Consider the following 20,817-nt stretch of genomic DNA (forward strand, 5'->3'; position numbering starts at 1 on the left):
AGGAGTGACTTCAACCTGGTGTACGCGGGAGAAACGGTTCATCGCCTCCCGGGTCACCGGCCCGGATTGGGCACGGAGTGTGAGCGGGACCGCGACCGCCAGGAACACCAGAAAAAGAATTAACCCCACGAAATACCCCTCGTCACCCCGGGAGAAAGTAGCAGAATGCCCATCGAGGTGACAGGGGTGCATGAGTGATATCCGACGACGTGTGGGACCGGCTGGATCACAGCGCGGGGACGGCCGGTAAGCGCGAGGTCCGGCGGATGAGTGCCGCGTTCGGCGCCCTCGCTGCCGTGGTGCTGCTGGTGCTGGGCGCGTCGGTCAGCGGGCTGGCCGTGCCCAGGCTGACGCACGGCGCACCTGACCCCCACATCTCCGTGCTCAGCGACGACGCCGACCGGATCCGGTACACGAGCATGCGGCTGCGGCACACGGTCGTCAACGACGGCTGGTTCCCCGTCACCGTCACCGGTGTGGGCCTGCGCGCGGACGGGATCCGGCTCGCCGAGGTCGAGAGCCCCGCCTTTCCCGTGACCGTCGGCTCCGGGGAGAAGCTCTCGATGACGCTCGGCCTGGAGGTCGTCGACTGCGACCGGGCCCAGGCGACGGTCCCCGAACTGGTGCTGCGGGTGGAGCGCTGGTGGGGGAGCCAGACCACGAGTTCCTCCGGTGAAGACCCGCTCTTCGGCGAGTCCAGCTGGGAGTTCCACCTCCGGTCGGCCTGCGACAGGTGAATGTGTCCGCGAAACGTGACGTCACGAACGGTTAACGGTTCTCTGGGAAGTTCCGCAACGTCGTAAAGTTTGCCTCGTCGGGCTTCATTGGACACGTGGGGAAGTGGAATGCCGCAGATCTCGCCGCTCGTGGCCGGCGATCCCACCCAGCTGGGTTCGTTCCGGCTGACCGGAAGGATCGGCGAGGGCGGGCAGGGCATCGTCTTTCTCGGAGTCGACCAGCACGGCGAGCGGGCCGCCGTCAAATTGCTGCACGTGAAATTCACCGGCGACAAGAGCGCACGCTCCCGCTTCGCCCGTGAGTTGAAGGCGGCCAAGCGGGTGGCGTCGTTCTGCACCGCCAGGGTGATGGAGGCCGACCTCGACGGCGACACTCCATACATCGCCAGCGAGTACATCGACGGGCGGGCGCTGCGCGAGATCGTCGAGACCGACGGGCCGCTCACCGGCACCGTGCTCGACCGGCTGGCCATCGGCACCGCCACCGCGCTGACCGCCATCCACCACGCCTCGATCATCCACCGCGACCTCAAGCCCGACAACGTCCTCATCGCCGCCGACGGGCCGCGGGTGGTCGACTTCGGCATCGCCCGCATCATCGACTCGACCGGGACGATCACCAGCCGGGCCATCGGCACCCCCGCCTACATGGCTCCCGAGCAGATCGCCGGCGAGGAGATCGGGCCGTTCACCGACGTGTTCGCGTGGGGGGCGACGATCGCGTTCGCGGCCACCGGGGTCGCCGTGTTCGAGGGCAACTCGATCGCGACCGTGCTCAACCGGATCCTCACCCACGAGGTGGACGTGGGGATGATGCCGGAGCCGCTGCGCGGCGTGGTGCGGGGGGCGCTGTCCAAGTCGGCCGCCGACCGGCCGTCCGCCGACCAGATCCTGCTGCGGCTGCTCGGGCAGCCCGAGACGGTGGGGGCGTCCACGGCGCTGCTGACCCGGGGGGTGCAGGTGGCCGGCGACGACACCACCCCGTTCAGCCGCGTCTCGGTCCCCGCCCCGGGCACGGCCTCGGCCGTCACCGGCTTCCCCGCCGTCTCCGGCCGCACGGGCGCGCAGGACCCGCCCGGCCACGCCGCCGCCGGCGCGGTCCAGGGTCACGACAGCTCAGGTACGGGCGCGTACGGGACTCCGGGGGTTACGGGGACGTACGGACCGGCGCAAGGCACGGGCGCGCACGGAACTCAGGGGAGCACGGGCGCGCAGGGTCTTCCGGCCCATGGCGGCACGGGCGCGCAGGGCGTCGGGGTCCCGACGCGGGAGGCCGGAGGCGGTCAGGCGCCCGCGCCGCCCAGGAAGCGGGGACGGGCGAAGTGGTGGGTGGCGTTCGCCGCCGCGCTGGCCGTGGTCGCGACGATCGCCGCGATGACGGTGGTCAAGGGCTGGCCGCTGAACGCCCTCGGCCCGGATCCCGGCTCCACGGAGGACCCGCTGCCGCCCTCGTACGCGAGCGTCGCCGAGAAGGTGGCCGCGACCGGGAAGATCGTGATCGGGGTCAAGGCCGACCTGCCGGGCGTCGGGCTGCGGCGCGGCGACGCGTTCGAGGGCTTCGACGTCGACGTGGCCCGCCGCGTCGCCGAAGGGCTGGGGGCCCGGGACGTCGAGTTCGTCGCCGTCTCCCCGGCGACCAGGGTCCGCGCGCTGGCCGAGGGCAGCGTGGACCTCGTGGTGGCCACCTACTCGATCGTCGACGACCCCGAGGTCGCCTTCGCCGGCCCTTACTACCTGGCCCACCGGGACGTGCTGGTCCACCGGGGCCCCATCGACTCGCTCGGCGACCTGAAGGGCAAGAAGATCTGCGCGGTCAACAGTCCGTCGGTGGGCGCCGTGCAGGACAAGGTGAAGGTCCACCCGGTGCCCGCAGGCAACTACGCCGAATGCATGAACATGCTGCTCGACGGCACCGTGGACGCGGTGCCCGGCGACGACCTCATCCTGGCCGGGTTCGCCGGCCGGGAGAACGTGCGCTTCCGCCTGCTCGGCGCCGGGCTCAGCGACGAGCGCTACGGCGTCGGCCTGCGCAAGGGCGACGCGCGGACGTGCAAGGCGATCTCCGGCGTGCTGGCCGACCTCTACCGCAAGGGCGTGGTCAAGGAGCTGCTCGCGAAACACTTCGGCAACGTGGAGTTCGAGCCGGAGACGAAGGTGCCCGCGATGGAAGCCTGCGAATGACGACCGGGTAACATCCGAAAGTCAACGCATCAGCTTGCGAGTTAGGGGAAAGGCCATGGCCACGCCCGTCAAGGTGACCGTCACCGGTGCTGCCGGACAGATCGGCTACGCGCTGCTGTTCCGCATCGCGTCGGGCCAGCTACTCGGGCCTGACGTCCCGGTCAAGCTGAGCCTGCTGGAGATCCCGCAGGCGGTCAAGGCCGCCGAGGGCACCGCCATGGAGCTCGACGACTGCGCCTTCCCGCTGCTGTCCGGCATCGAGATCACCGACGATCCCAACGTGGCGTTCAACGGCACCAGCGTCGGCCTCCTGGTCGGCGCCATGCCGCGGAAGGCCGGCATGGAGCGCGGCGACCTGCTCGGCGCCAACGGCGGCATCTTCGGGCCGCAGGGCAAGGCCATCAACGACCACGCCGCCGACGACATCCGGGTGCTCGTCGTCGGCAACCCCGCCAACACCAACGCGCTCATCGCCCAGCAGCACGCCCCCGACGTGCCGGCCGACCGGTTCACCGCGATGACCCGCCTCGACCACAACCGCGCGATCTCGCAGCTGGCCGCCAAGCTCCAGGTGCCGGTCACCGAGATCAAGCACATGACCATCTGGGGCAACCACTCCGCCACCCAGTACCCCGACCTGTTCCACACCGAGGTGGGCGGCAAGGTCGCCGCCGAGCAGGTCGACCAGGAGTGGCTGCGCGACACGTTCATCCCGACCGTCGCCAAGCGCGGCGCGGCCATCATCGAGGCCCGCGGCGCGTCCTCCGCGGCCTCGGCCGCCAACGCCGCCATCGACCACGTCTACGACTGGGTCAACGGCACCGAGTGGACCTCGGCCGCGATCGTCTCCGACGGCTCCTACGGGGTGCCCGAGGGCCTGGTGTCGTCGTTCCCGGTGCGGGCGGCCGGCGGCAGGTTCGAGATCATCCAGGGGCTGGAGATCGACGCGTTCTCCCGTGAGCGCATCGATGCCTCGGTGCGGGAGCTCGCCGAGGAGCGCGACGCGGTCAAGTCGCTGGGCCTGATCTGATCCGTACCACGAGAAGGCGCGCGTCCGTGCGGGCGCGCGCCCGGGTCACTCTCCGGTAGGCGCCGGGCAGCTCGCCGAGGACGCCGGTATGGCCGGCACGGGCTCCGGCACGGGCTTCGGCGTGGCGAACACCACTCCGGCCGCGGCCGTCGCGCAACCCGCCACGAGCACGGCGCCGAAGAGTACCTTCGTCACCCTTGGTGAAAAGCTCCTCACATTTCGGTATCACAGCACATATCGACCGCCGATAGGGGTCAAATCCCGGAAAGCGCCTCCCAGGCGTCCACGACGATGTCCCGCAGCTCGGTGCGCTCCGGCTTCCAGCCCAGCTCACGCTGGATCCGCTGCGACGAGGCCACCAGGACGGCCGGGTCGCCGGCCCGGCGCGGGCCGACGACGGCGGGGATCTCGTGGCCGGTGACCTCGCGGCAGACCTCGATCACCTCCAGCACCGAGAACCCCGTGCCGTTGCCCAGGTTGTAGATCTGGTGCTCGCCCTCCCGGCAGGCGCCGAGCGCCAGCAGATGGGCCCTGGCCAGGTCGGCGACGTGTACGTAGTCGCGCACGCAACTGCCGTCGGGCGTCGGGTAGTCGGTGCCGAACACGCTGACCGACTCGCGCTCGCCGGTGGCCACCTTGAGCACGTTCGGGATGAGGTGGGTCTCCACCGCGTGACGCTCGCGGTAGCGGCCGTAGGCGCCGGCCACGTTGAAGTAGCGCAGGCTGACCGCGCCCAGCCCGCGTAGCCCGGCGAAGGCCGTCAGCGCGGTGTCGACGGCCAGCTTGGAGGCGCCGTACGGGTTGGTCGGGCGCGTGGGGTCGCTCTCCCTGATCGGCGACTGCTCGGGCTCGCCGTACGTGGCCGCGGTCGAGGAGAACACGATCTTGCGGACGCCGCGCTCGTGCATCGCCTCCAGCAGCGCCAGCGTGCCGCCGAGGTTGTGGGCCCAGTAGAGTCCGGGCTTCTCCACCGACTCGCCGACCAGCGACCTGGCGGCGAAGTGGAGCACCGCGTCGACGCCGTCGAGCGCCGGCCCCGCGTTCTCGATCGAGGCCCGCACGAACGTCGCGCCGTCCGGCACCGCGTCCGCGTGGCCGGTGGACAGGTCGTCGAGCACGACGACCTCGTGGCCCGCCTCCACGAGCTGCGCCGCGACGACGCTGCCGACGTATCCTGCCCCTCCGGTGACCAGCAGCCTCATGTTGACTCCAGTTCGAATATGTTTGATTTTGTACGGCTTGCCGTTCAGCATACGCGGCAAGAGGCCCGTATACGCTGCCAACCACCATGTTTGACACCGTCGCGGCCAACATCGCCGTGGTCCTGCTGTTCATCCTGATCGGCGGGTTCTTCGCCGCCGCCGAGATAGCCATGGTCTCGCTACGCGAGAGCCAGGTGCGCAAGCTCTCCCAACAAGGCCGCCGCGGCGAACGCGTGGCCAAGCTCGCCCGCGACCCGAACCGCTTCCTGTCGGCCGTGCAGATCGGCGTCACCGTCGCCACCATGCTCTCGGCCGCGTTCGGCGCCGACCGGCTCAGCGGGCAGCTCAGCCCCTTGCTCGAACGCTGGGGCGTGCCCGTCGCCATCGCCGGCGTGCTCGCCCTGGTGCTCGTCACCCTGGCCATCTCGTACGTCTCCCTCGTGCTCGGAGAACTCGCCCCCAAACGACTCGCGCTCCAGCGGGCCGAAGGACTGTCGCTGGTCGTCGCCCCGTTCCTCGACCGCCTCGCCGCCCTGTCGCGGCCCGTCATCTGGGCGCTGTCCAAGTCCACCGACGGCGTCGTCCGGCTGCTCGGCGGCAACCCGCAGGCCGACCGCGAGGAGGTCACCACCGAGGAACTGCGCGACATGGTCGTCGGCCACGCCGAGCTGACCCCCGACGAGCGCAACCTGATCGCCGAGGTGTTCGCCGCAGGCAAGCGCCAGCTCCGCGAGCTCATGCTGCCGCGCACCGAGGTCGAGTTCATGGAGGCCGACACGCCGCTGGCCGAGGCGGCGGTGCTGGCCGCCGCGCTGCCCCACTCGCGCTTCCCCGTCTACCGCGAGTCCTACGACGAGGTCATCGGCTTCGTGCACGTCAGGGACCTGCTCGACCCCGTGCTCACCGGCCGCACCGAGCCGCTCAGCGAGCTGGTGCCGATCCGGCCGGCCAAGTTCGTGCCCGCGTCCAAGCGGCTGCTCAACACGCTCTCCGAGATGCGCGACGAGGGCCAGCACATGTGCATCGTCATCGACGAGTACGGCGGCACCGCGGGCATCGTCACCATGGAGGACCTGGTCGAGGAGCTCATCGGCGACATCAGGGACGAGTACGACGTCGAGGACCAGTCCGTGATCCTGCCCGCCGGAGTGATGGAGATCGACGGGCTCACCAACCTCAACGACTTCGCCGACGAGACCGGCATCCGCCTGCCCGACGGCCCGTACGAGACGCTGGCCGGCTTCGTCATGGCGATGCTCGGGCACGTGCCCGAGGTGAACGACGTCGTCGAGGCGAGCGGCTTCGACCTGACCGTCATCGAGCTCGACGGCCGCCGGATCGCCAAGGTGCGGGTGAAACGCCGCCCTGTCGTGGAGTCGCCGCCCGAAGCCGATACCTGACACAATTACCTGTCATGGCCAGACCTCGTGTTCTCTCCGGCATCCAGCCCACCGCGGACTCCTTCCACCTGGGCAACTACCTGGGTGCGGTTCGTCAATGGGTCACGTTGCAGGAGACCCACGACGCCTTCTACTGCGTGGTGGACCTGCACGCGATCACCGTGCCCACCGAGCCCGCCGCGCTGCGCCGCCGCACCCGCGTCGCCGCGGCCCAGCTCTTCGCCGCCGGGCTCGATCCGGAACGCTCCACCGTGTTCGTGCAGTCCCACGTCCGCGAGCACTCCGAGCTGGCCTGGATACTCAACTGCCAGACCGGCATGGGCGAGGCCGCGCGGATGACGCAGTTCAAGGACAAGTCGGCCAAGTTCGGGGAGAGCGCGGCCAGCGTCGGCCTGTTCACCTACCCGATCCTGCAGGCCGCCGACATCCTGCTCTACCAGGCCAACAGCGTGCCCGTCGGCGCCGACCAGAAGCAGCACCTGGAGCTCACCCGCGACCTCGGCCAGCGCTTCAACCACCGCTTCGGCGACACCTTCACGATCCCCGAGCCGTTCATTCTCAAAGAGGTCGAGAAGATCACCGACCTGCAGGACCCGTCGGCCAAGATGTCCAAGTCCTCCTCCAGCCCCGCGGGCATCCTGGACGTCCTGGAGCAGCCGGGGCCGCTGCGCAAGAAGATCATGCGGGCGGTCACCGACACCGAGACCGAGGTCCGCTTCGACGAGGAGGCCAAGCCGGGGATCTCCAACCTGCTGCGCATCCAGTCCGCGCTGACCGGCACGCCGATCCCCGACCTGGTCGCCCGCTACGCCGGGCAGGGTTACGGGACCTTCAAGAAGGACGTCGCCGAAGCGGTCATCGACGCCTTCACCCCGATCCGCGAGCGCACCGAGAAGCTGCTGGCCGACGAGGCCGAGCTGGACCGGATGCTGGCTTCGGGCGCGGAGCGCGCCCGTGCGGTGGCCCGGCGCACCATGGCCGAAGTCCGCGACCGGGTCGGCTTCCTCCCAGGCGCCTAGCCGGCACCCCACCGCTCTTCCCGGGGCGCCTCCGGCGCTTCACCCCCCGGTCGCTCCGCGACGCCCCGGCCCAAACCATCAAGCGCCTCCGGCGCGACAAGGGCTTCGCCGACAGCCGCTTCGCGGCGACCAGCTCAGGCTGTCCTTCCCAAGCGCGCCTCCGGCGCGCGAAAGGTCCGCGCCTCCACAGCTCGGGCGCCCTCCCAGGAGCTGTCGCCCCTCCCTGCCCAGAGGCGTTGGGATCGGGGTTTCCTGGCAGGGGACGGGCAGCAGAAGTCGGTTGATGTCCTGAGGCCGGAAGTGAACCTGCGCCCACGGCCGAGAGATACGTCACCAGGCGCGTGTCATCGCCGGGCATGGACGACCGGTGCCGTCTGCTTCGCGGACCTCGACGCGGATCGGGCACTGCCGCAGGTTCAGGAGTTGGTCGATGAGCACGGCGAACGCTTCCTGACTCCACGGCGGCGCATACGGCTCCAGCGCTTACGTCTGCCCATCGACTGTCACGGTCATGGCTCCGTCGTCGGCGATCGTCATCACGACGTGCGGGAGCACCACGGGCACCTCCCGCTCGCGGTGCGCAGGCGGCTGGTCGGGGGTGCGCTTGTATCGGTGGCGACCCATCAGGGGTCTCTCCGTTCGTGCGGGCACAGCACAGATGCACGCACGACGCCCCTCCGGCGGATACGCGAAGGGGGCGCGCACCCCGTGGGAACGCCGCGCACTCCTCAGGCGGGAATCCAAGCCCCTGACGGGTCCATCGAGGGAGAACGACGTCGACGACCTGCCTGACCCGGAACTTCGGACGGCTGCACACGTAGCCCGGGAGGAAGGCCCGAGCTTGGAGCCGAGTGCGCGAACGTCGTCGATCGTCGCCACGTCACACCTCCTCGACCGTACCGAGCCGTCAACGTGCGGCGAGCGAGCGTCGCAGACCGTCGAGCAGCTGGTTCCACCCCGGCTCAAGCCCTGCGGTCATCGGGGCCGCCTCAGCGCGGACCTCGGACACCACGATACGGAGGCGGACCGTCGTCATCCCGTCCTCCTCTGTCAGCGACACTGTGTGACGGGCCGAGAAGAGCGGCACTCCGGTGGCGTCGACCGGGGCGAGCGTGAACACCAGTTGCCGGCGCGGCCGCACCTCCACGACCCGGCCCACGGACTCGTAAGTCGCCCCATCCCCCTCGTGCAGCACGAAGCGGATCGGCGTGCCCTCCTGCGGCGCGATGTCGAACACGTCGACGTGGAAATGACGAGGCGCCCACCACTGTGCGGCCTGCTCGGCGTCGGTCCAGGCATCCCACACCACCGCCGCGGGAAACGGCAGCTTCCGCTCGAAGGTGAGGACACGGGCACCGTCGTCGCCAGGCCGGCGAGCCTCCTCCCGCCCGATCGACGCCTCGTAGCTCTCAAGCACGGCGTCATCCGGGTCGGGCACGGCGAGCCGCCCGAAGAACGACGAGAGCATGGACATGGATGCGCGGTCGAGTCGAGCGACCCGCCTGCGCCCGAGCTTGTGCACCCGGATGACGCCGGCAGCCTCGAGCGCCTGGATGTGCTTGGTCGTCTGAGGCTGCAGCGCGCCGATGCCCTCGGCGACTTCGCCGACCGTACACGCGCGCGTCGACAGCAGCTCCACGATGCGGAACCGTGTGGGCTCGGCGATCGCCGCGAGCATGGGCTGGATGCCCTCGCTCATTCAGCTCTCCGCGACGAGGGCCGCCAGATTGTCCAGCTCGTTGGCGCGCCCCGCGAGCAGCCGCTGCGTCCACACCTCGTCATGCATCCGCTCGACCTGCATGACGATACGCGTGCCGCCCTCGACGGACGAGAGCTCGACGACCGTCAGATGCTCGTACGGCTCATGGTCGGGCACGAAGTCGACAACCGACTGGTAGGCGAGACGGTGAGGTTCGGCGATCTCGGTGAAGTACTTGCGGGACTCGGTCGAGAGCGGCATCCCGTGCTGCTCCATGAAGGCGATCTGCTCCGGCGCCACCGCCGTCATGGTGTAGACCAGCTCACCGCCCGGCGTGAGGTCAAGCTTCGTGACGTCAGTGCGGAAGCCCTCTGGCGCCCACCACGACGAGATGCCCTCCGCGGTCGTCCAGAGCTCCCAGACGCGGGCAGGCGATGCGGCAACGATTCGTTCGATGTTCTCGGTCATGCCATGGAGAATACATTCGTCTAGGCGAATATTTCAAGGCGACCTTCGCGCGTACCGACTCATCTCTCGTTGCAGCTGAGCGCGACCGCCGCACGGACCCCGCCATCGACCAGCGGCATAACGCGCGTCAGGAGGCGAAGGCGGCGCGGATGGCGGCGGCGAGCTGTCGCTGGATCGGGTCCGCCGACGGCCCGAACAGCAGGTCGTCGACGTCGCCGATGACCTGCTCGGCCGCCGCCAGGAGCCGCCGCCCCTCGGGGGTCAGCTCGATCGTGGACGCCGAGCCGGCGCGGGCGTTGCTGTCGCGTACGAGGCCGGCGGCGACCAGGGCCTTCACCGCGGAGTGCACGCTCTGCACGGCGGTGCCCGACATGCGCGCCAGGTCGCTGAACGACACGCCCGGCACGGCGGCGATGTGCCCGAGCAGCCCGAGCCGGGTGACGGTGAGGTCGAGCGGCGCGAGAGCGGCGCCGAGCTCGGTCTCGACCCGGCGCGCCAGCGTCAGCACGATGATGGAGGGGCTGATGGGCGGCGGAGAGCCCTTCTCGGTGGTCACCCTTCCAGTTTCCCGCCCTGCGGCCCGTGTCAAGCCGGAGTGGTCCACAGCGCGGAGACGGGCAGGCAGGCCATGCCGTCACCGAAGCTCAGCGACTCGGGCCCGCAGTAGAGGACGAACCCCGCTTTCATCCGGTCGCCCAGACGGCGCCGCAGGAGGCGGAGGCCGCGGAAGTCGTCGCTGCGCACGGTCTCCGCCGCCTGCAATCCGCCGAAGATCGACAAAGGCCCGCCAGGTCCCTGAGAGGTCCGTCCAACGGGAAATCCCCCGGCGCGGAATGATCGCCGAAAGGATACGAACGTCGGCTCCAGGGCAGGTCTGGGGCGTGAGTGTGAGCCTGACCGAGCGGATCCGGTCCATCAAGAACCGGGCCAGGCGGATGGTGGAAGGCTGGCGCGTGCGCAGGCCGTCCGTCGACCACCTCATCAAGACCGTCCAGCGCTACCAGGCGCAGTCCGGCGACCGGCTGGCGGGCGGGGTGACGTACTTCGCGTTCCTGTCCTTCTTCCCGCTGATCGCGCTGGCGTTCGCGCTGCTGGGGTATGTGGTGACGGTCAGCGCGACGGTGGCGGGGGCGCTGGAGACGGCGATCACCGAGCGGCTGCCCGGCCTGGCGGGGCAGCTCGACCTGACGGCGATCAAGGACGCCAAGACGACCGCGGGCGTCATCGGCCTCCTGGGCCTGCTGTACGCGGGGCTCGGGGCGGTGGACGCGCTGCGCGGGGCGCTGCGCGAGATCTCCATGACCACCTCGCCGGCGTTCTCGTTCGTCAGGGCCAAGCTGCGCGACCTGGCGTCGCTGCTCATGCTGGGCGTGACGCTCATCGTGTCGGTGCTGGTCGGCGGGCTGGCGACGCAGGCCACCACGATGGTGGCGAACTTCCTGTTCGGCGGCAGCTCGCCGGTGGTGACGGTGCTGACGGGGCTCGTCGGCCTGGCGGGCAGCGTCGCCGCCGACTGGGTGCTGTTCATGATCGCGCTGGGCTGGGTGGCCAGGCCCGTCCAGCCGTTCCGGGTGCTCGCCCGGGGAGCGCTGCTCGGCGCGATCGGGTTCGGCGTGCTCAAGCAGCTCGCCTCGCTGCTGCTCGCCAGGACGCTGTCGAACCCGATCTACGGCGCGTTCGCGGTCATGGTCGGCCTGCTGCTGTGGATCAACTTCTCCACCCGGCTCATCCTGTACGTGGCCGCGTGGACCGCCACGGCCGGAGGCGCTCCGCCGCCCGCGCCCTCGCCCGTGCCCTCGGCGGGCACGCCGGAGCCGGCCGGGCCGTCATAGCCTCCTGCGCCTGCGGCGGATGCCGTAGCCGAGCCAGACCAGCCCGAACAGCAGCCCGCCGCCGATCACCACGGAACCCATCGTGCGCGTGCTCGCGTCCTGCTCGGACGCGGCCGCGTCCATCATCGGCTTCCGGCTGGGCGACGGAGTGGCGTGGGACGTGGCGACCGGCGCCGCCTGCTGGACCGGCTCGTCGGGCAGCGGGTCGACGAGCCGGCCGACCGGCGTCGCCTTGCCCCGGGCGGCGAAGCCCCAGTCGAGCAGGTCGGCCACCTCTTCCCAGAAGTAGCCCTCGTGCTTCATGATCGACACGATGATCGTGTGGCCGTCGCGGGTGGCCGCGCCGACGAACGTGCTCTGCGCCTTCGTCGTCCAGCCGTTCTTGACCCCGATCATGCCCTTGTAGCGCCAGAGCAGCTTGTTGTGGTTGCTGATCTCGTACCACTTCTTCGGCGCGGGGAACTTGGCCGTCTTGGTGCTCACGTACCGCCGGAAGTCCTTGTCGGACAGGCCGGACCTGGCGATGAGCGCCAGGTCGTAGGCGGAGCTGCTCTGACCGGGCTTGTCCAGGCCGCTGGGGGTCTTGGCCACGGTGTCGTTCGCCTGCAGCCGCTTGGCCTCGTCGTTCATGTCGCGCATGGTCTTGTCGAGGCCGCCGTTCGCCTCGGCCAGCGCCATCGCCGCGTCGTTGCCGGACGACATCATCAGGGCCTTGAACAGGTCGTCGACCGTGTAGATGGGCCTGGTCTGCAGGCCGACGGCGCTGCCTTCCTGGTTGACGGCGTTGCGGCTCGGCCTGACCTTGAGGGTCTTGTCGAGCTTGGGGATCAGCGTGGCCGCGGTGAGCATCTTGAGCGTGCTGGCCGGACGGTAGCGGCCGTGCGGGTCCTTCGCCGCCAGCACCTGCCCCGTCTCGTGGTCGGCGATCACGTACGCGGTCGCCTTGGTCTTCGGGGGCGCCTTGAACCCGACGGGCTTGATCAGGCCACGACCGGCCAGCAGGTCACCGCCGACCGGCGGCGGGGTCGGGGTCTGGGTCGGGGCCGGGGACGCCTGGGCCGCCCCGGTGAAGGTCACCGCCACGAGGAGTGCCGTGACTGGCACCAGTTTCATCCACATCGCGAACTCAGCGTAGCTTCGTGTTGTCGCTCATGTGCCGACACATCCCCTGAAGATCCGCTTCAGACGCTAGAGAGATGGTCATGTCACGAAAGATCGCTGGATTCCTCATCGCGCTCGCCGCGTTCATGATCTTCGAGTGGATCAACCTGGGATTCAACCTCCAGGACGGGCACGAGACCGGCTTCTACGTGGTGCACGGCATCCTGATCGCCGTCAACATCGTGCTGGCGATCGTGCTGGGCGTCATCGGGTGGCGCGGTCTGCGCGGGAGCCGATCAGGAGGCCTTGGCGAGCAGTAGCGCGATGTCGTCGCGCTTGTCCGTCGGCCGCTGCGCGTTGATGATCAGGTCACAGATCCGCTCGATCCCCCGGGGCGGACCGCTGAGCAGCGTGCACAGACCCGACAGGCCCTGGTCGATGCTCTGCTCCCTGCTCTCCACCAGGCCGTCGGTGTAGAGGGCGAGCAGGCCGCCCGGAGGCAGGTCGACGGTGCAGGTCTCCCACGTCTCGACGTCGACGCCGAGCGGCAGGCCCGGGACGACGGGCACGGTCGCGGCCTGCCCGGCGGGTTCCACCAGCACCGGCGGCAGGTGTCCCGCGCTGGCCATGGCGATCTTGCCGGACGTGCGGTCGTACGTCGCGTACAGGCAGGTCGCGATCTGGTCGGAGCTGAGCTGCTGGGCCACGTGGTTGAGCCGGAACAGCAGCTCGGACGGGTCGAGGTCCAGGCTGGCCAGCGTCTGGGTGGCGGTGCGGAGCTGGCCCATGGTCGCCGCGGCGCGGATGCCGTGGCCCATCACGTCGCCGACCACCAGCGCGGTGCGCTCCGGGGTCACCGGGATCACGTCGAACCAGTCGCCGCCCACCTCGGCCAGGTCGCTCGCCGGCAGGTAGCGGTAGGCGATCTCCAGGCCGGGGGACCGCTGCAGGCCGGTCGGCAGGAGGGAGCGCTGCAGCATGAGCGCGGTGCGCCGCTCGCGCTCGTAGAGCCGGGCGTTGTCGATGCAGATCGCGGTCCGCGCGGCCAGTTCCTCGGCCAGCGGGACGTCCGACTCCTGGAAGGGCTCGCTGCAGTCGCGGCGCAGCAGCACCAGGAACCCGAGCACGTTGCCCCTGGCGAGCAGCGGCGCCACGAGGAAGGAGCTCCCGGGCAGCAGCCTGGCGATGATCGGCCGCTGGAACGCCTGTGCGTTCTCCTCGCCGACGGTGCGGTCCAGCCTGGGCACGAGCACGGTCTCGCCCGTGGCCATGGCCTGCCCCTGCGGCAGGTACGGGGGATAGACGCAGACCTCGTCGACCGGGAACGCGTCGTCCCACTCCCACGGGTTGTGCGTCGCCACCGCCGTGGACACGCGTCTGACCAGGGCCGAGCCGTCCTTCGCGCGGGCCGGGAACTCGCCTTCGGTGATGAGCCGCTCCTGCACCATGACGCCGCCGGTGTCGGCCAGCCGGGGGATCGCGACGTCCATCAGCTCGCGGCACGTCTGCTGGAGGTCGAGCGTGCTGCCGATGCGGCTGCTCGCCTCGTTGAGGAAGGCCAGCCGCTCCTGGGACGTGGCGGACGCGCTCAGACGCAGACCGGCGCGGCTGCGCGGGTCTTTGATGACGAAGTACGGATTCACCGGAGCGCCCCTCCAGCCCATACGTGACTTCGTTTATTAATGCACAGAATCGGTGCGGAATCAGCCACAGAGGGCGCGTCGGGTCCGGCGGTGCAGCTCGTCCGCCTGCTCGCGGGAGTCGGCGATCGAGGTGAAGCCGAGCTTGCCGTGCTCGGGGATGGCGCCGAGCAGGTGGAAGACGTTGCCGGTGCGGCTGTCGTGGTCGAAGCCGAGGCCGAGCCGCTCGGCCTGGCGCAGCACCTGCCCGGGGGTGCGCCCGCGCAGGCAGTCGGCCGCGCAGTTGTCCGTGGCCGTGTAGTACTTGGGCCGGCCCTCGGCCATCAGCAGCCCGGTGCCGGGGTCGTACGTGGCCCCGGTCGTCAGCAGCGCGGCCCCGTACGGGTGGGTGGTGCCGCCGATGCGCAGGTTGATCTCGCACAGCAGCGCCGCGTAGCCGGCGTCGGTCTTCATGGCGAAGAAGTCCATGCCGAACAGGCCGATCACGCCTTTGGCCGCCAGCGCTCCGGCTATGCGCCCGGCGCAGTCGCCGACCTCGGAGCGGTACTCCGGCGCGGCCGGGAACATGCAGCCCTGGTAGACGTGGTTGTTCGGGCCGCCGAGCACCTGGTCGTGGGTGGCGACCACCTCGTAGTCGCCGCCGGGGGAGATGCGGGCCAGCGCGCTCGGGTGGTAGAGCGGGCGGTGCTCGATGAACTCCTCGACGACCGCGCCGCGCTCGCGCACCTTGGCGGCGAAGGTGGCCCAGGTCTCGCCCTCGGCCGCGAAGCTGGTGCCCCGCAGGTCGCCCCTGGGCACGATGGCGTTGCCGAGGCCGGAGTAGGCGTCGTTCAGCTTGACGATCAGGCGCTCGCCCGGCAGCGACTCGATCGCGTCCTCGATCTCGGCGAGCGTGTAGAGGTCGCGGAAGCCCCGGGCCATCGGCACTCCCGCCTCGGCTCCGATCTCCCGGGAGCCGCTCTTGGAGCCGTAGTAGGCCAGCGACGTGGCCGGGCCGTAGAGGGGAACGCTGAGTAGCGAGGCGAGCCGTTCCTCCAGCTCGCTCAGCACGAAGGGGACCAGCCAGGCGTCGCCGTCGATCGCGGCGCGCAGCCGCTCCAGGACATCGGGACGGGAGAGTAACGTCCGGGTGAGGGGCTGCGCGTCCGGGGTATCGAGGCTGATCAGCGTGAGCCGCTTGGCGGCTTCCTCCGGATCGGGCAGGAATCCCAAGTAGTAGTCGACGATGGCCGGATCGATCGGCGCGGACGACAGGTAGATCACGTCGACCCCGGGCTCGCGCAGCGTCAGCAACAAGAAGAGCAGACGCTCCTCGTAGCATCGCGCGCCCGTGATGCGGCGGAGCTCATCCTGGGGCAGGGAGAGCGAAGGTACGACCACCAGGGTGCCCTGGCCCGGCTCGAAGATGCTCAACCCGGCATACTTCTCCCCGAACGGGATGTTAGTGATCATATAGCGAGTGAAACACGCAATTCTCCCAAATGCAGCCAGCGCGGTAGTGTTATCGCCATGGCTGAAGGTGACGCGATTCGGAATCGGTCACCACGTTTGGGAGTGGCGGCCGCGGGTCATGATCTAGTGATCCCTTGTGACTATTTTCAGGTCAGTTGACCTGTCACTCTCCGTGACCGTCCATGGTTACGGGCATGCCGTCGGCTAACTTTTGGTGTAGTCGTCAGCGCGAAGCCTCGTGAGAGGGATAAAGTCGGAGCATCGCCAGGTTCCACGGCCGACCGCTGTGATCCGGGCTGTGGCGGTTGTCCTCAACAGGCGACCGAGAGTCGTGCCCCGCGCTGACGATCCCCGAAGACCTCCGGGTGTGCGGCAATCTCGATTCGCCGGACGGCTGCTCCGATCGAACAGCCGACCACAGTTGGGACAAGTACTCGATACGGCGCTATTGGCCGTGTGATTTCCGGGTAGTCGACGGCGCACGGCACGGGACGGGATGGTGACTGATGCAGGGGCGTGAGCTTCGAGGGGAACTCGACGCGTTCCTGGTGGAGACCGAGCAGGATCTCGTGGCGTTCCGCCGCGACCTGCACATGCATCCTGAGCTGGCCTTCGCCGAATACCGCACGACCCAGCGGGTCGCGGAGCGGCTCGTGGCCGCCGGGCTGACCCCGACGGTGCTCCCGCGCGGCACGGGCCTCATCTGCGACGTGGGAAGCGGCGACGGCCCCACCATCGCGCTGCGCGCCGACATCGACGCGCTGCCCCTGCAGGACGAGAAGGGCGTGTCCTACCGTTCGACCGTCCCCGGCGCCTGCCACGCGTGCGGCCACGACGTGCACACCACGATCCTGCTCGGCGCCTCGCTCTTCCTCGCCCAGCAGGCCGCCGCGGGGCTGCTGCCCGGCCGGGTGCGGCTGATCTTCCAGCCCGCCGAGGAGCTTCCCGGCGGCGCGCTCGAGGTCATGGCCCAGGGCGGCATCAGCGGCGTCGACCGCATCTTCGGCCTCCACTGCGACCCTCGCGTCGACGTCGGCCAGCTCGGTCTCAAGAGCGGCCCGATCACCTCCGCCTGCGACAAGGTCGTCATCCGGGTGTCCGGCCCCGGCGGTCACACCGCCCGCCCGCACCTCACGGCCGACCTGGTCTTCGCGCTGGCCAAGGTGCTCACCGAGCTGCCCGCCGCGCTGTCGCGCCGGATCGACCCACGCTCCTCGCTCAGCCTCGTCTGGGGCCGCGTCGAGGCCGGCACGGCCGCCAACGCGATCCCCGACGGCGGCGTGGCCGAGGGCACGGTCCGCTGCCTCGACGAGGACGCCTGGCACGCCGCACCTGACCTGATCAAGACGCTGCTGGAGTCGGTCGCGGGCGCGTACGGCATCGAGGCCACGATGGAATACACCCGCGGTGTGCCCCCGGTGGTCAACGACGAGGGCTGCGTGCAGATGCTGTCCGAGGCCGCCGAGCGCGCCCTGGGCGCGGGCGCCGTGGTGTCCACCCACCAGTCGCTCGGCGGCGAGGACTTCGCTTGGTACCTCGAGTCGATCCCGGGCGCCTTCGCCCGGCTCGGCACCCGGTCCCCGGAGAGCGGCGTCACCTACGACATCCACCAGGGCACGTTCGACATCGACGAGCGGGCGATCGCGATGGGCGTGCGGGTCATGGCCACGACCGCGCTGACCGCGCTGTTCGAGAGCACCCACGTGCCGGCCGCTGACGAGATCACCTCGGCGCTGGCCTGACGAGACACGGTCCGGCGGCGGGAGACTCCGGTCTCCCGCCGCCGTCCCATGTCAGGAGATCCGGCCGAAGACCACCGGCAGCCGCAGCGACGAGCGGCCGGGCGACAGCGTCACCTCGGTGCCCGCCGGGTAGCGCAGGGTGTAGTCGTGGTCGGTCGAGATGATCACGACGCCGATCCTGTGCCCCTTCTTGAACAGGTAGTCCTGGGGCTGGAAGTCCCAGGTGAAGCTGTACTCCTTGCCCGCGCGGACCGGCTCCGTCCGGTCGGCCCGGTTCCGGTTGCGCACGTCCAGCCAGCCCCGGGTGACGATCTTGTACGCGGTCTCGGCCGTGCCCAGCCGGCGCAGCACCGTACAGCCGGTGTCACCCGGCACGCCCTGGCCGTAGCAGTACTCCTCGCCGGTCGACAGCAGCCGGCCGTCGGGCCGCGTGTCGGTGCCGTAGTCCACGAGCAGCGCGGTCAGGAACGGCGAGGAGCCGTTCTTCAGCGAGGCCCGCACGGTGACCTCCGGTGTGCCGGAGATCCGCACGTCCGTAGGCAGCGTCCCGGTGAGGTAGGCCAGCCGGTTCGGGTCGGCGGCCGGGGCGTTCTCCACCAGCTGCTCCGCCGTGCGGGTCTTCTGGTCGACGAACGACTCGCGCGCCGAGAGCGGTCGCGGCAGCAGGCCCAGCTTCGCGTCCGAGCCCATCCACAGCCGCACCGGCGCGGTGCCCGGCAGCGGCCACGACCTGTGCTGACCCCACTGACCGGCCGCGATCTCCACGTCGGCCTGAGGCTCACGCATGATCCCGCTGTCGATCCCGTACAGCCAGTGGTCGAACCAGCCGTGCAGCTGGCGCAGCCACTCGGCGGTGCGCAGGCTGAACGGGTTCATGTGGGTGCCCTGGTGCAGCCAGATCTTGCGCGGCACCTTCCGCTCGGCCAGCGCGTACCACCACTGGGCGGCCTGCTTGGTCTTGACGTTCCAGTCGTTGAGCCCGTGCACGAGGAAGACGCTGGCCCGCACCTTGCGCACGTCGTTGAGGTAGTTGCGGTCGTCCCAGAAGTCGTTGTAGTCGCCGGTGACCCGGTCCTGGGCGGCGGTCAGGTGGTCCATGACCGGCCCGCACACCTCCTGGCCGTTCTCCCTGGTGAGCACGTACTTGGCCAGCACGTCCGCGTCCTCGCCCTGGAACCCGCCGGGCGCGACCACGCCGCCGTTGGCCCGGTAGTAGTCGTACCAGGAGGAGATCGCGGCGATCGGCACGATCGTCTCCAGGCCCTTGACGCCGGTCGCGGCCACCGCGTTCGGCAGGGTCCCGTTGTACGAGACGCCGATCATGCCGACCTTGCCGGTGGACCAGGTGGCCTCGACCGGGTTGCCGGCGGCGTCGAAGGCCTTGGCGCGGCCGTTGAGCCAGTCGATGGCGGCCTTGGGCCCGGCCGTCTCGTTGCGGTCGCCGGTGGTCGGGCAGCCGGTGGCGCGGCCGCTGCCCAGGTTCTCGACCAGGGCGACGGCGTAGCCGCGGGGCACGAAGTAGTTGTCGTAGTAGGAGTCGAACGGCTCGCTCGACAGCTTGGACTGCCCGCGCAGGGTGCTGGGCAGCGGGTTGCCGTGCTCGTCGACGTCCACCACGTGGTTGGCGACGTCGTTGCCGCCCGCGTAGTACGGGCTGGCCTCCATGATGACCGGGACCTTGAGTCCCTGGTCGGTCTCCTTGGGCCGCAGGATGTCGACGGCGACCCGGTCGGGGCTGCCGTCGTCGTCGCTGTCGGTGCCGGCCACCTCGACGAAGACCGTCTGTTTGATCGCGTCGGCGCGGGAGAAGACCGGTTGGGTCGCGCCTCCTTCGACCTTGACGGCGGGGGTGTCCGCCGATGCCGCGGGCGGCGCGGACGCCATGGTGAGCACCATGGCCGCGGCCAGCGGCACGGCGATTGCCTTCCAGGGGTGCATGCAGGACTCCTGAGTGGTTGCCCCGGTTGGGGGAATGCCCTGTCATGATCGATCCCCTCGGACCGGATGGCGAGGCCCAAAATTGGGCAAAGCTTCCGGACGTGGGTGAGGGCGCGGCCAGGTCACAGTCCCGCTTGAGGTCGATAACGGAGCGGTTGCGACCCTGTGTGCCGGTTTGGTATGGCCTGGTCAACCAACTATCTTCCGTGCAGGGTTGCCGTGCATTTCTTCGCGCCTGCGATGAAGTTTGACGGCCGGGGAAATGGAAGGAGTCGCCTTGCTCAGCAAGCGATTCGGCAGGTTGGCGACCGGCACGCTGGCCGGTGCCATGCTCATGGCGGCCGCGGCTTGTGGCGGCAGCGGCAGCGGCGGGGAGACGACGGCGAGCACCGCGCCGTCCGCGGACAGCAGCAGCGCCCCCGCGGGTGGCGCGCTCAAGGTCGGTCTCGCGTTCGACATCGGCGGACGCGGCGACAAGTCGTTCAACGACGCCGCCTACGCGGGCCTGGAGAAGGCGAAGGCCGAGCTCGGCGCGGAGATCAAGGAACTCAGCCCGGCGTCCGACGGCTCCAACCGCGGCGAGCTGCTGACCCAGCTGGCCGACGCGGGCTACAACCCGATCATCGGCGTCGGCTTCGCCTACGGCGAGGACATCAAGAAGGCCGCCGAGGAGTACCCGGAGATCCAGTTCGCGGTCGTCGACTCGGCCTCCAACGCCACCAACGTGACGGGCCTGCTCTTCGCCGAGGAGCAGGGCTCCTACCTGGCGGGCGTCGCGGCGGCGCTCAAGGCCGAGAGCGGCCACGTGGGCTTCGTCGGCGGTGTCGAGAACGACCTGATCAAGAAGTTCCAGGCGGGCTTCGAGGCCGGCGTGAAGTCGGTCAAGAGCGACGCCAAGATCGACGTGACGTACCTCACGCCCGACGGTGACTTCACCGGCTTCCGCGCCCCCGACAAGGGCAAGGTCGCGGCCGAGAAGATGTACCAGGACGGCGCGGAGATCGTCTACCACGCGTCCGGCGACTCCGGCCTCGGCGTGTTCCAGGCGGCGGCCGCGGCCAAGAAGAAGGCCATCGGCGTCGACTCCGACCAGCGCCAGACGGTCAAGGAGACCAACCTCCAGGAGGTCATCATGACCTCCATGCTCAAGCGCGTCGACGTGGGCGTGTTCGAGTTCGTCAAGGCCTTCCAGGGTGGCGCCAAGGGCGGCACCGACGTGATCTACGACCTCAAGGTGGACGGCGTCGGCCTGTCCACCACCGGCGGTGAGATCGACGACATCGCGGACAAGATCGAAGCCGCTCAGAAGGACATCGTCGACGGCAAGATCACGGTCCCGACCAAGCCGTGATCTGAGGAATGCCTCCCCGAGGGCC

20 protein-coding genes are annotated in these 20,817 nt (G+C 69.9%); 9 read left to right on the forward strand and 11 right to left on the reverse strand.

Translation table 11 applies throughout. From position 1 onward, the window contains the following. Positions 1–194 precede the first annotated feature (194 nt). The 3 genes from ACZ6YG_RS28285 to ACZ6YG_RS28295 all read left to right on the forward strand — a co-directional run bounded on the left by ACZ6YG_RS28285 (position 195) and on the right by ACZ6YG_RS28295 (position 3,948). Positions 195–737: a hypothetical protein gene (locus ACZ6YG_RS28285; RefSeq protein ID WP_271276613.1), complete on the forward strand. Its 543-nt coding sequence runs from the start codon at positions 195–197 to the stop codon at positions 735–737. A gap of 108 nt (positions 738–845) precedes the next feature. Beyond that, positions 846–2,918, forward strand: coding sequence for a serine/threonine-protein kinase (locus tag ACZ6YG_RS28290; protein ID WP_466019655.1), 2,073 nt, complete (start codon positions 846–848; stop codon positions 2,916–2,918). A gap of 55 nt (positions 2,919–2,973) precedes the next feature. Continuing rightward, positions 2,974–3,948, forward strand: a complete 975-nt coding sequence (locus tag ACZ6YG_RS28295; protein WP_148036921.1) for a malate dehydrogenase — start codon at positions 2,974–2,976, stop codon at positions 3,946–3,948. Between the two features lie 45 nt (positions 3,949–3,993). Here ACZ6YG_RS28295 and ACZ6YG_RS28300 read toward each other — a convergent pair whose 3' ends face one another. Continuing rightward, complete coding sequence (locus tag ACZ6YG_RS28300; RefSeq protein WP_271276611.1) at positions 3,994–4,143, reverse strand: hypothetical protein; 150 nt, start codon at positions 4,141–4,143, stop codon at positions 3,994–3,996. A 59-nt stretch (positions 4,144–4,202) separates the two neighbouring features. Next, entirely contained in the window at positions 4,203–5,150 is a 948-nt protein-coding gene (galE, locus tag ACZ6YG_RS28305) for a UDP-glucose 4-epimerase GalE (RefSeq protein ID WP_466019656.1), read from the reverse strand. 86 nt (positions 5,151–5,236) lie between these two features. On the opposite strand from galE, the gene ACZ6YG_RS28310 reads away from it, so the two are divergent. Both ACZ6YG_RS28310 and trpS read left to right on the forward strand, forming a co-directional pair. Further along, entirely contained in the window at positions 5,237–6,550 is a 1,314-nt protein-coding gene (locus tag ACZ6YG_RS28310) for a hemolysin family protein (protein WP_271276609.1), read from the forward strand. 14 nt (positions 6,551–6,564) lie between these two features. Further along, positions 6,565–7,569, forward strand: a complete 1,005-nt coding sequence (gene trpS / locus ACZ6YG_RS28315) for a tryptophan--tRNA ligase (RefSeq protein WP_148036924.1) — start codon at positions 6,565–6,567, stop codon at positions 7,567–7,569. 483 nt (positions 7,570–8,052) lie between these two features. On the opposite strand, the gene ACZ6YG_RS28320 is transcribed toward trpS, so the two are convergent. From ACZ6YG_RS28320 to ACZ6YG_RS28340, 5 genes are all read right to left on the reverse strand, one after another. Continuing rightward, positions 8,053–8,193 carry a hypothetical protein gene (locus tag ACZ6YG_RS28320; RefSeq protein WP_364225385.1) on the reverse strand — a complete coding sequence of 47 codons (141 nt, stop codon included), beginning with the start codon at positions 8,191–8,193 and terminating at the stop codon, positions 8,053–8,055. 283 nt (positions 8,194–8,476) lie between these two features. Continuing rightward, the gene (locus ACZ6YG_RS28325; protein WP_271276607.1) at positions 8,477–9,268 is read right to left on the reverse strand and encodes an SRPBCC domain-containing protein; all 792 of its coding nucleotides are present in this window, start codon (positions 9,266–9,268) and stop codon (positions 8,477–8,479) included. After that, positions 9,269–9,736: an SRPBCC domain-containing protein gene (locus ACZ6YG_RS28330; protein WP_397198551.1), complete on the reverse strand. Its 468-nt coding sequence runs from the start codon at positions 9,734–9,736 to the stop codon at positions 9,269–9,271. It lies immediately after the preceding gene. A gap of 127 nt (positions 9,737–9,863) precedes the next feature. Then, a complete protein-coding gene (locus ACZ6YG_RS28335) occupies positions 9,864–10,292 on the reverse strand; it encodes a MarR family winged helix-turn-helix transcriptional regulator (RefSeq protein WP_466019657.1) in 429 nt (142 codons plus the stop codon). Positions 10,293–10,321: 29 nt separating this feature from the next. Beyond that, positions 10,322–10,516: a hypothetical protein gene (locus ACZ6YG_RS28340; protein WP_397198592.1), complete on the reverse strand. Its 195-nt coding sequence runs from the start codon at positions 10,514–10,516 to the stop codon at positions 10,322–10,324. 101 nt (positions 10,517–10,617) lie between these two features. Between ACZ6YG_RS28340 and ACZ6YG_RS28345 the strand changes: the two genes are divergently transcribed. Next, the gene (locus ACZ6YG_RS28345) at positions 10,618–11,568 is read left to right on the forward strand and encodes a YihY/virulence factor BrkB family protein (protein ID WP_466019658.1); all 951 of its coding nucleotides are present in this window, start codon (positions 10,618–10,620) and stop codon (positions 11,566–11,568) included. Here ACZ6YG_RS28345 and ACZ6YG_RS28350 read toward each other — a convergent pair. Further along, complete coding sequence (locus tag ACZ6YG_RS28350) at positions 11,563–12,681, reverse strand: D-alanyl-D-alanine carboxypeptidase family protein (RefSeq protein WP_466019659.1); 1,119 nt, start codon at positions 12,679–12,681, stop codon at positions 11,563–11,565. The two genes, ACZ6YG_RS28345 and ACZ6YG_RS28350, sit on opposite strands and share 6 nt — an antisense overlap. Positions 12,682–12,770: 89 nt before the next feature. Between ACZ6YG_RS28350 and ACZ6YG_RS28355 the strand changes: the two genes are divergently transcribed. Further along, on the forward strand, positions 12,771–12,989 hold the full coding sequence (locus ACZ6YG_RS28355; RefSeq protein ID WP_466019660.1) for an SCO4848 family membrane protein: 219 nt from the start codon (positions 12,771–12,773) through the stop codon (positions 12,987–12,989). Here the strand turns inward: ACZ6YG_RS28355 and ACZ6YG_RS28360 are convergent. Beyond that, positions 12,966–14,312 carry a PP2C family protein-serine/threonine phosphatase gene (locus tag ACZ6YG_RS28360; protein ID WP_219545195.1) on the reverse strand — a complete coding sequence of 449 codons (1,347 nt, stop codon included), beginning with the start codon at positions 14,310–14,312 and terminating at the stop codon, positions 12,966–12,968. The genes ACZ6YG_RS28355 and ACZ6YG_RS28360 overlap by 24 nt on opposite strands. A 60-nt stretch (positions 14,313–14,372) precedes the next feature. Next, positions 14,373–15,761, reverse strand: coding sequence for a peptide ligase PGM1-related protein (locus ACZ6YG_RS28365; protein WP_466019661.1), 1,389 nt, complete (start codon positions 15,759–15,761; stop codon positions 14,373–14,375). Positions 15,762–16,267: 506 nt separating this feature from the next. Here ACZ6YG_RS28365 and ACZ6YG_RS28370 point away from each other — a divergent pair. Beyond that, positions 16,268–17,503 (forward strand): M20 family metallopeptidase, encoded by a 1,236-nt coding sequence (locus ACZ6YG_RS28370; protein WP_148036932.1) that lies wholly within the window; start codon positions 16,268–16,270, stop codon positions 17,501–17,503. A gap of 51 nt (positions 17,504–17,554) precedes the next feature. Here the strand turns inward: ACZ6YG_RS28370 and ACZ6YG_RS28375 are convergent, their stop codons facing one another. Beyond that, the gene (locus ACZ6YG_RS28375; RefSeq protein ID WP_466019662.1) at positions 17,555–19,441 is read right to left on the reverse strand and encodes a Xaa-Pro dipeptidyl-peptidase; all 1,887 of its coding nucleotides are present in this window, start codon (positions 19,439–19,441) and stop codon (positions 17,555–17,557) included. A gap of 277 nt (positions 19,442–19,718) precedes the next feature. Between ACZ6YG_RS28375 and ACZ6YG_RS28380 the strand changes: the two genes are divergently transcribed. Then, a complete protein-coding gene (locus ACZ6YG_RS28380) occupies positions 19,719–20,792 on the forward strand; it encodes a BMP family lipoprotein (RefSeq protein WP_148036934.1) in 1,074 nt (357 codons plus the stop codon). The last annotated feature ends 25 nt before the right edge of the window (positions 20,793–20,817 follow it).

This window comes from Nonomuraea sp. NPDC054003, from assembly GCF_055585125.1.

Coding starts and splice junctions, on each gene's coding strand:
- ACZ6YG_RS28290 (WP_466019655.1), top strand. CDS start 846: ATGCCGCAGATCTCGCCGCTCGTGGCCGGCGATCCCACCCAGCTGGGT.
- ACZ6YG_RS28295 (WP_148036921.1), top strand. CDS start 2,974: ATGGCCACGCCCGTCAAGGTGACCGTCACCGGTGCTGCCGGACAGATC.
- galE (WP_466019656.1), bottom strand. CDS start 5,150: ATGAGGCTGCTGGTCACCGGAGGGGCAGGATACGTCGGCAGCGTCGTC.
- ACZ6YG_RS28310 (WP_271276609.1), top strand. CDS start 5,237: ATGTTTGACACCGTCGCGGCCAACATCGCCGTGGTCCTGCTGTTCATC.
- trpS (WP_148036924.1), top strand. CDS start 6,565: ATGGCCAGACCTCGTGTTCTCTCCGGCATCCAGCCCACCGCGGACTCC.
- ACZ6YG_RS28320 (WP_364225385.1), bottom strand. CDS start 8,193: ATGGGTCGCCACCGATACAAGCGCACCCCCGACCAGCCGCCTGCGCAC.
- ACZ6YG_RS28325 (WP_271276607.1), bottom strand. CDS start 9,268: ATGAGCGAGGGCATCCAGCCCATGCTCGCGGCGATCGCCGAGCCCACA.
- ACZ6YG_RS28330 (WP_397198551.1), bottom strand. CDS start 9,736: ATGACCGAGAACATCGAACGAATCGTTGCCGCATCGCCTGCCCGCGTC.
- ACZ6YG_RS28350 (WP_466019659.1), bottom strand. CDS start 12,681: ATGAAACTGGTGCCAGTCACGGCACTCCTCGTGGCGGTGACCTTCACC.
- ACZ6YG_RS28355 (WP_466019660.1), top strand. CDS start 12,771: ATGTCACGAAAGATCGCTGGATTCCTCATCGCGCTCGCCGCGTTCATG.
- ACZ6YG_RS28365 (WP_466019661.1), bottom strand. CDS start 15,761: ATGATCACTAACATCCCGTTCGGGGAGAAGTATGCCGGGTTGAGCATC.
- ACZ6YG_RS28370 (WP_148036932.1), top strand. CDS start 16,268: ATGCAGGGGCGTGAGCTTCGAGGGGAACTCGACGCGTTCCTGGTGGAG.
- ACZ6YG_RS28375 (WP_466019662.1), bottom strand. CDS start 19,441: ATGCACCCCTGGAAGGCAATCGCCGTGCCGCTGGCCGCGGCCATGGTG.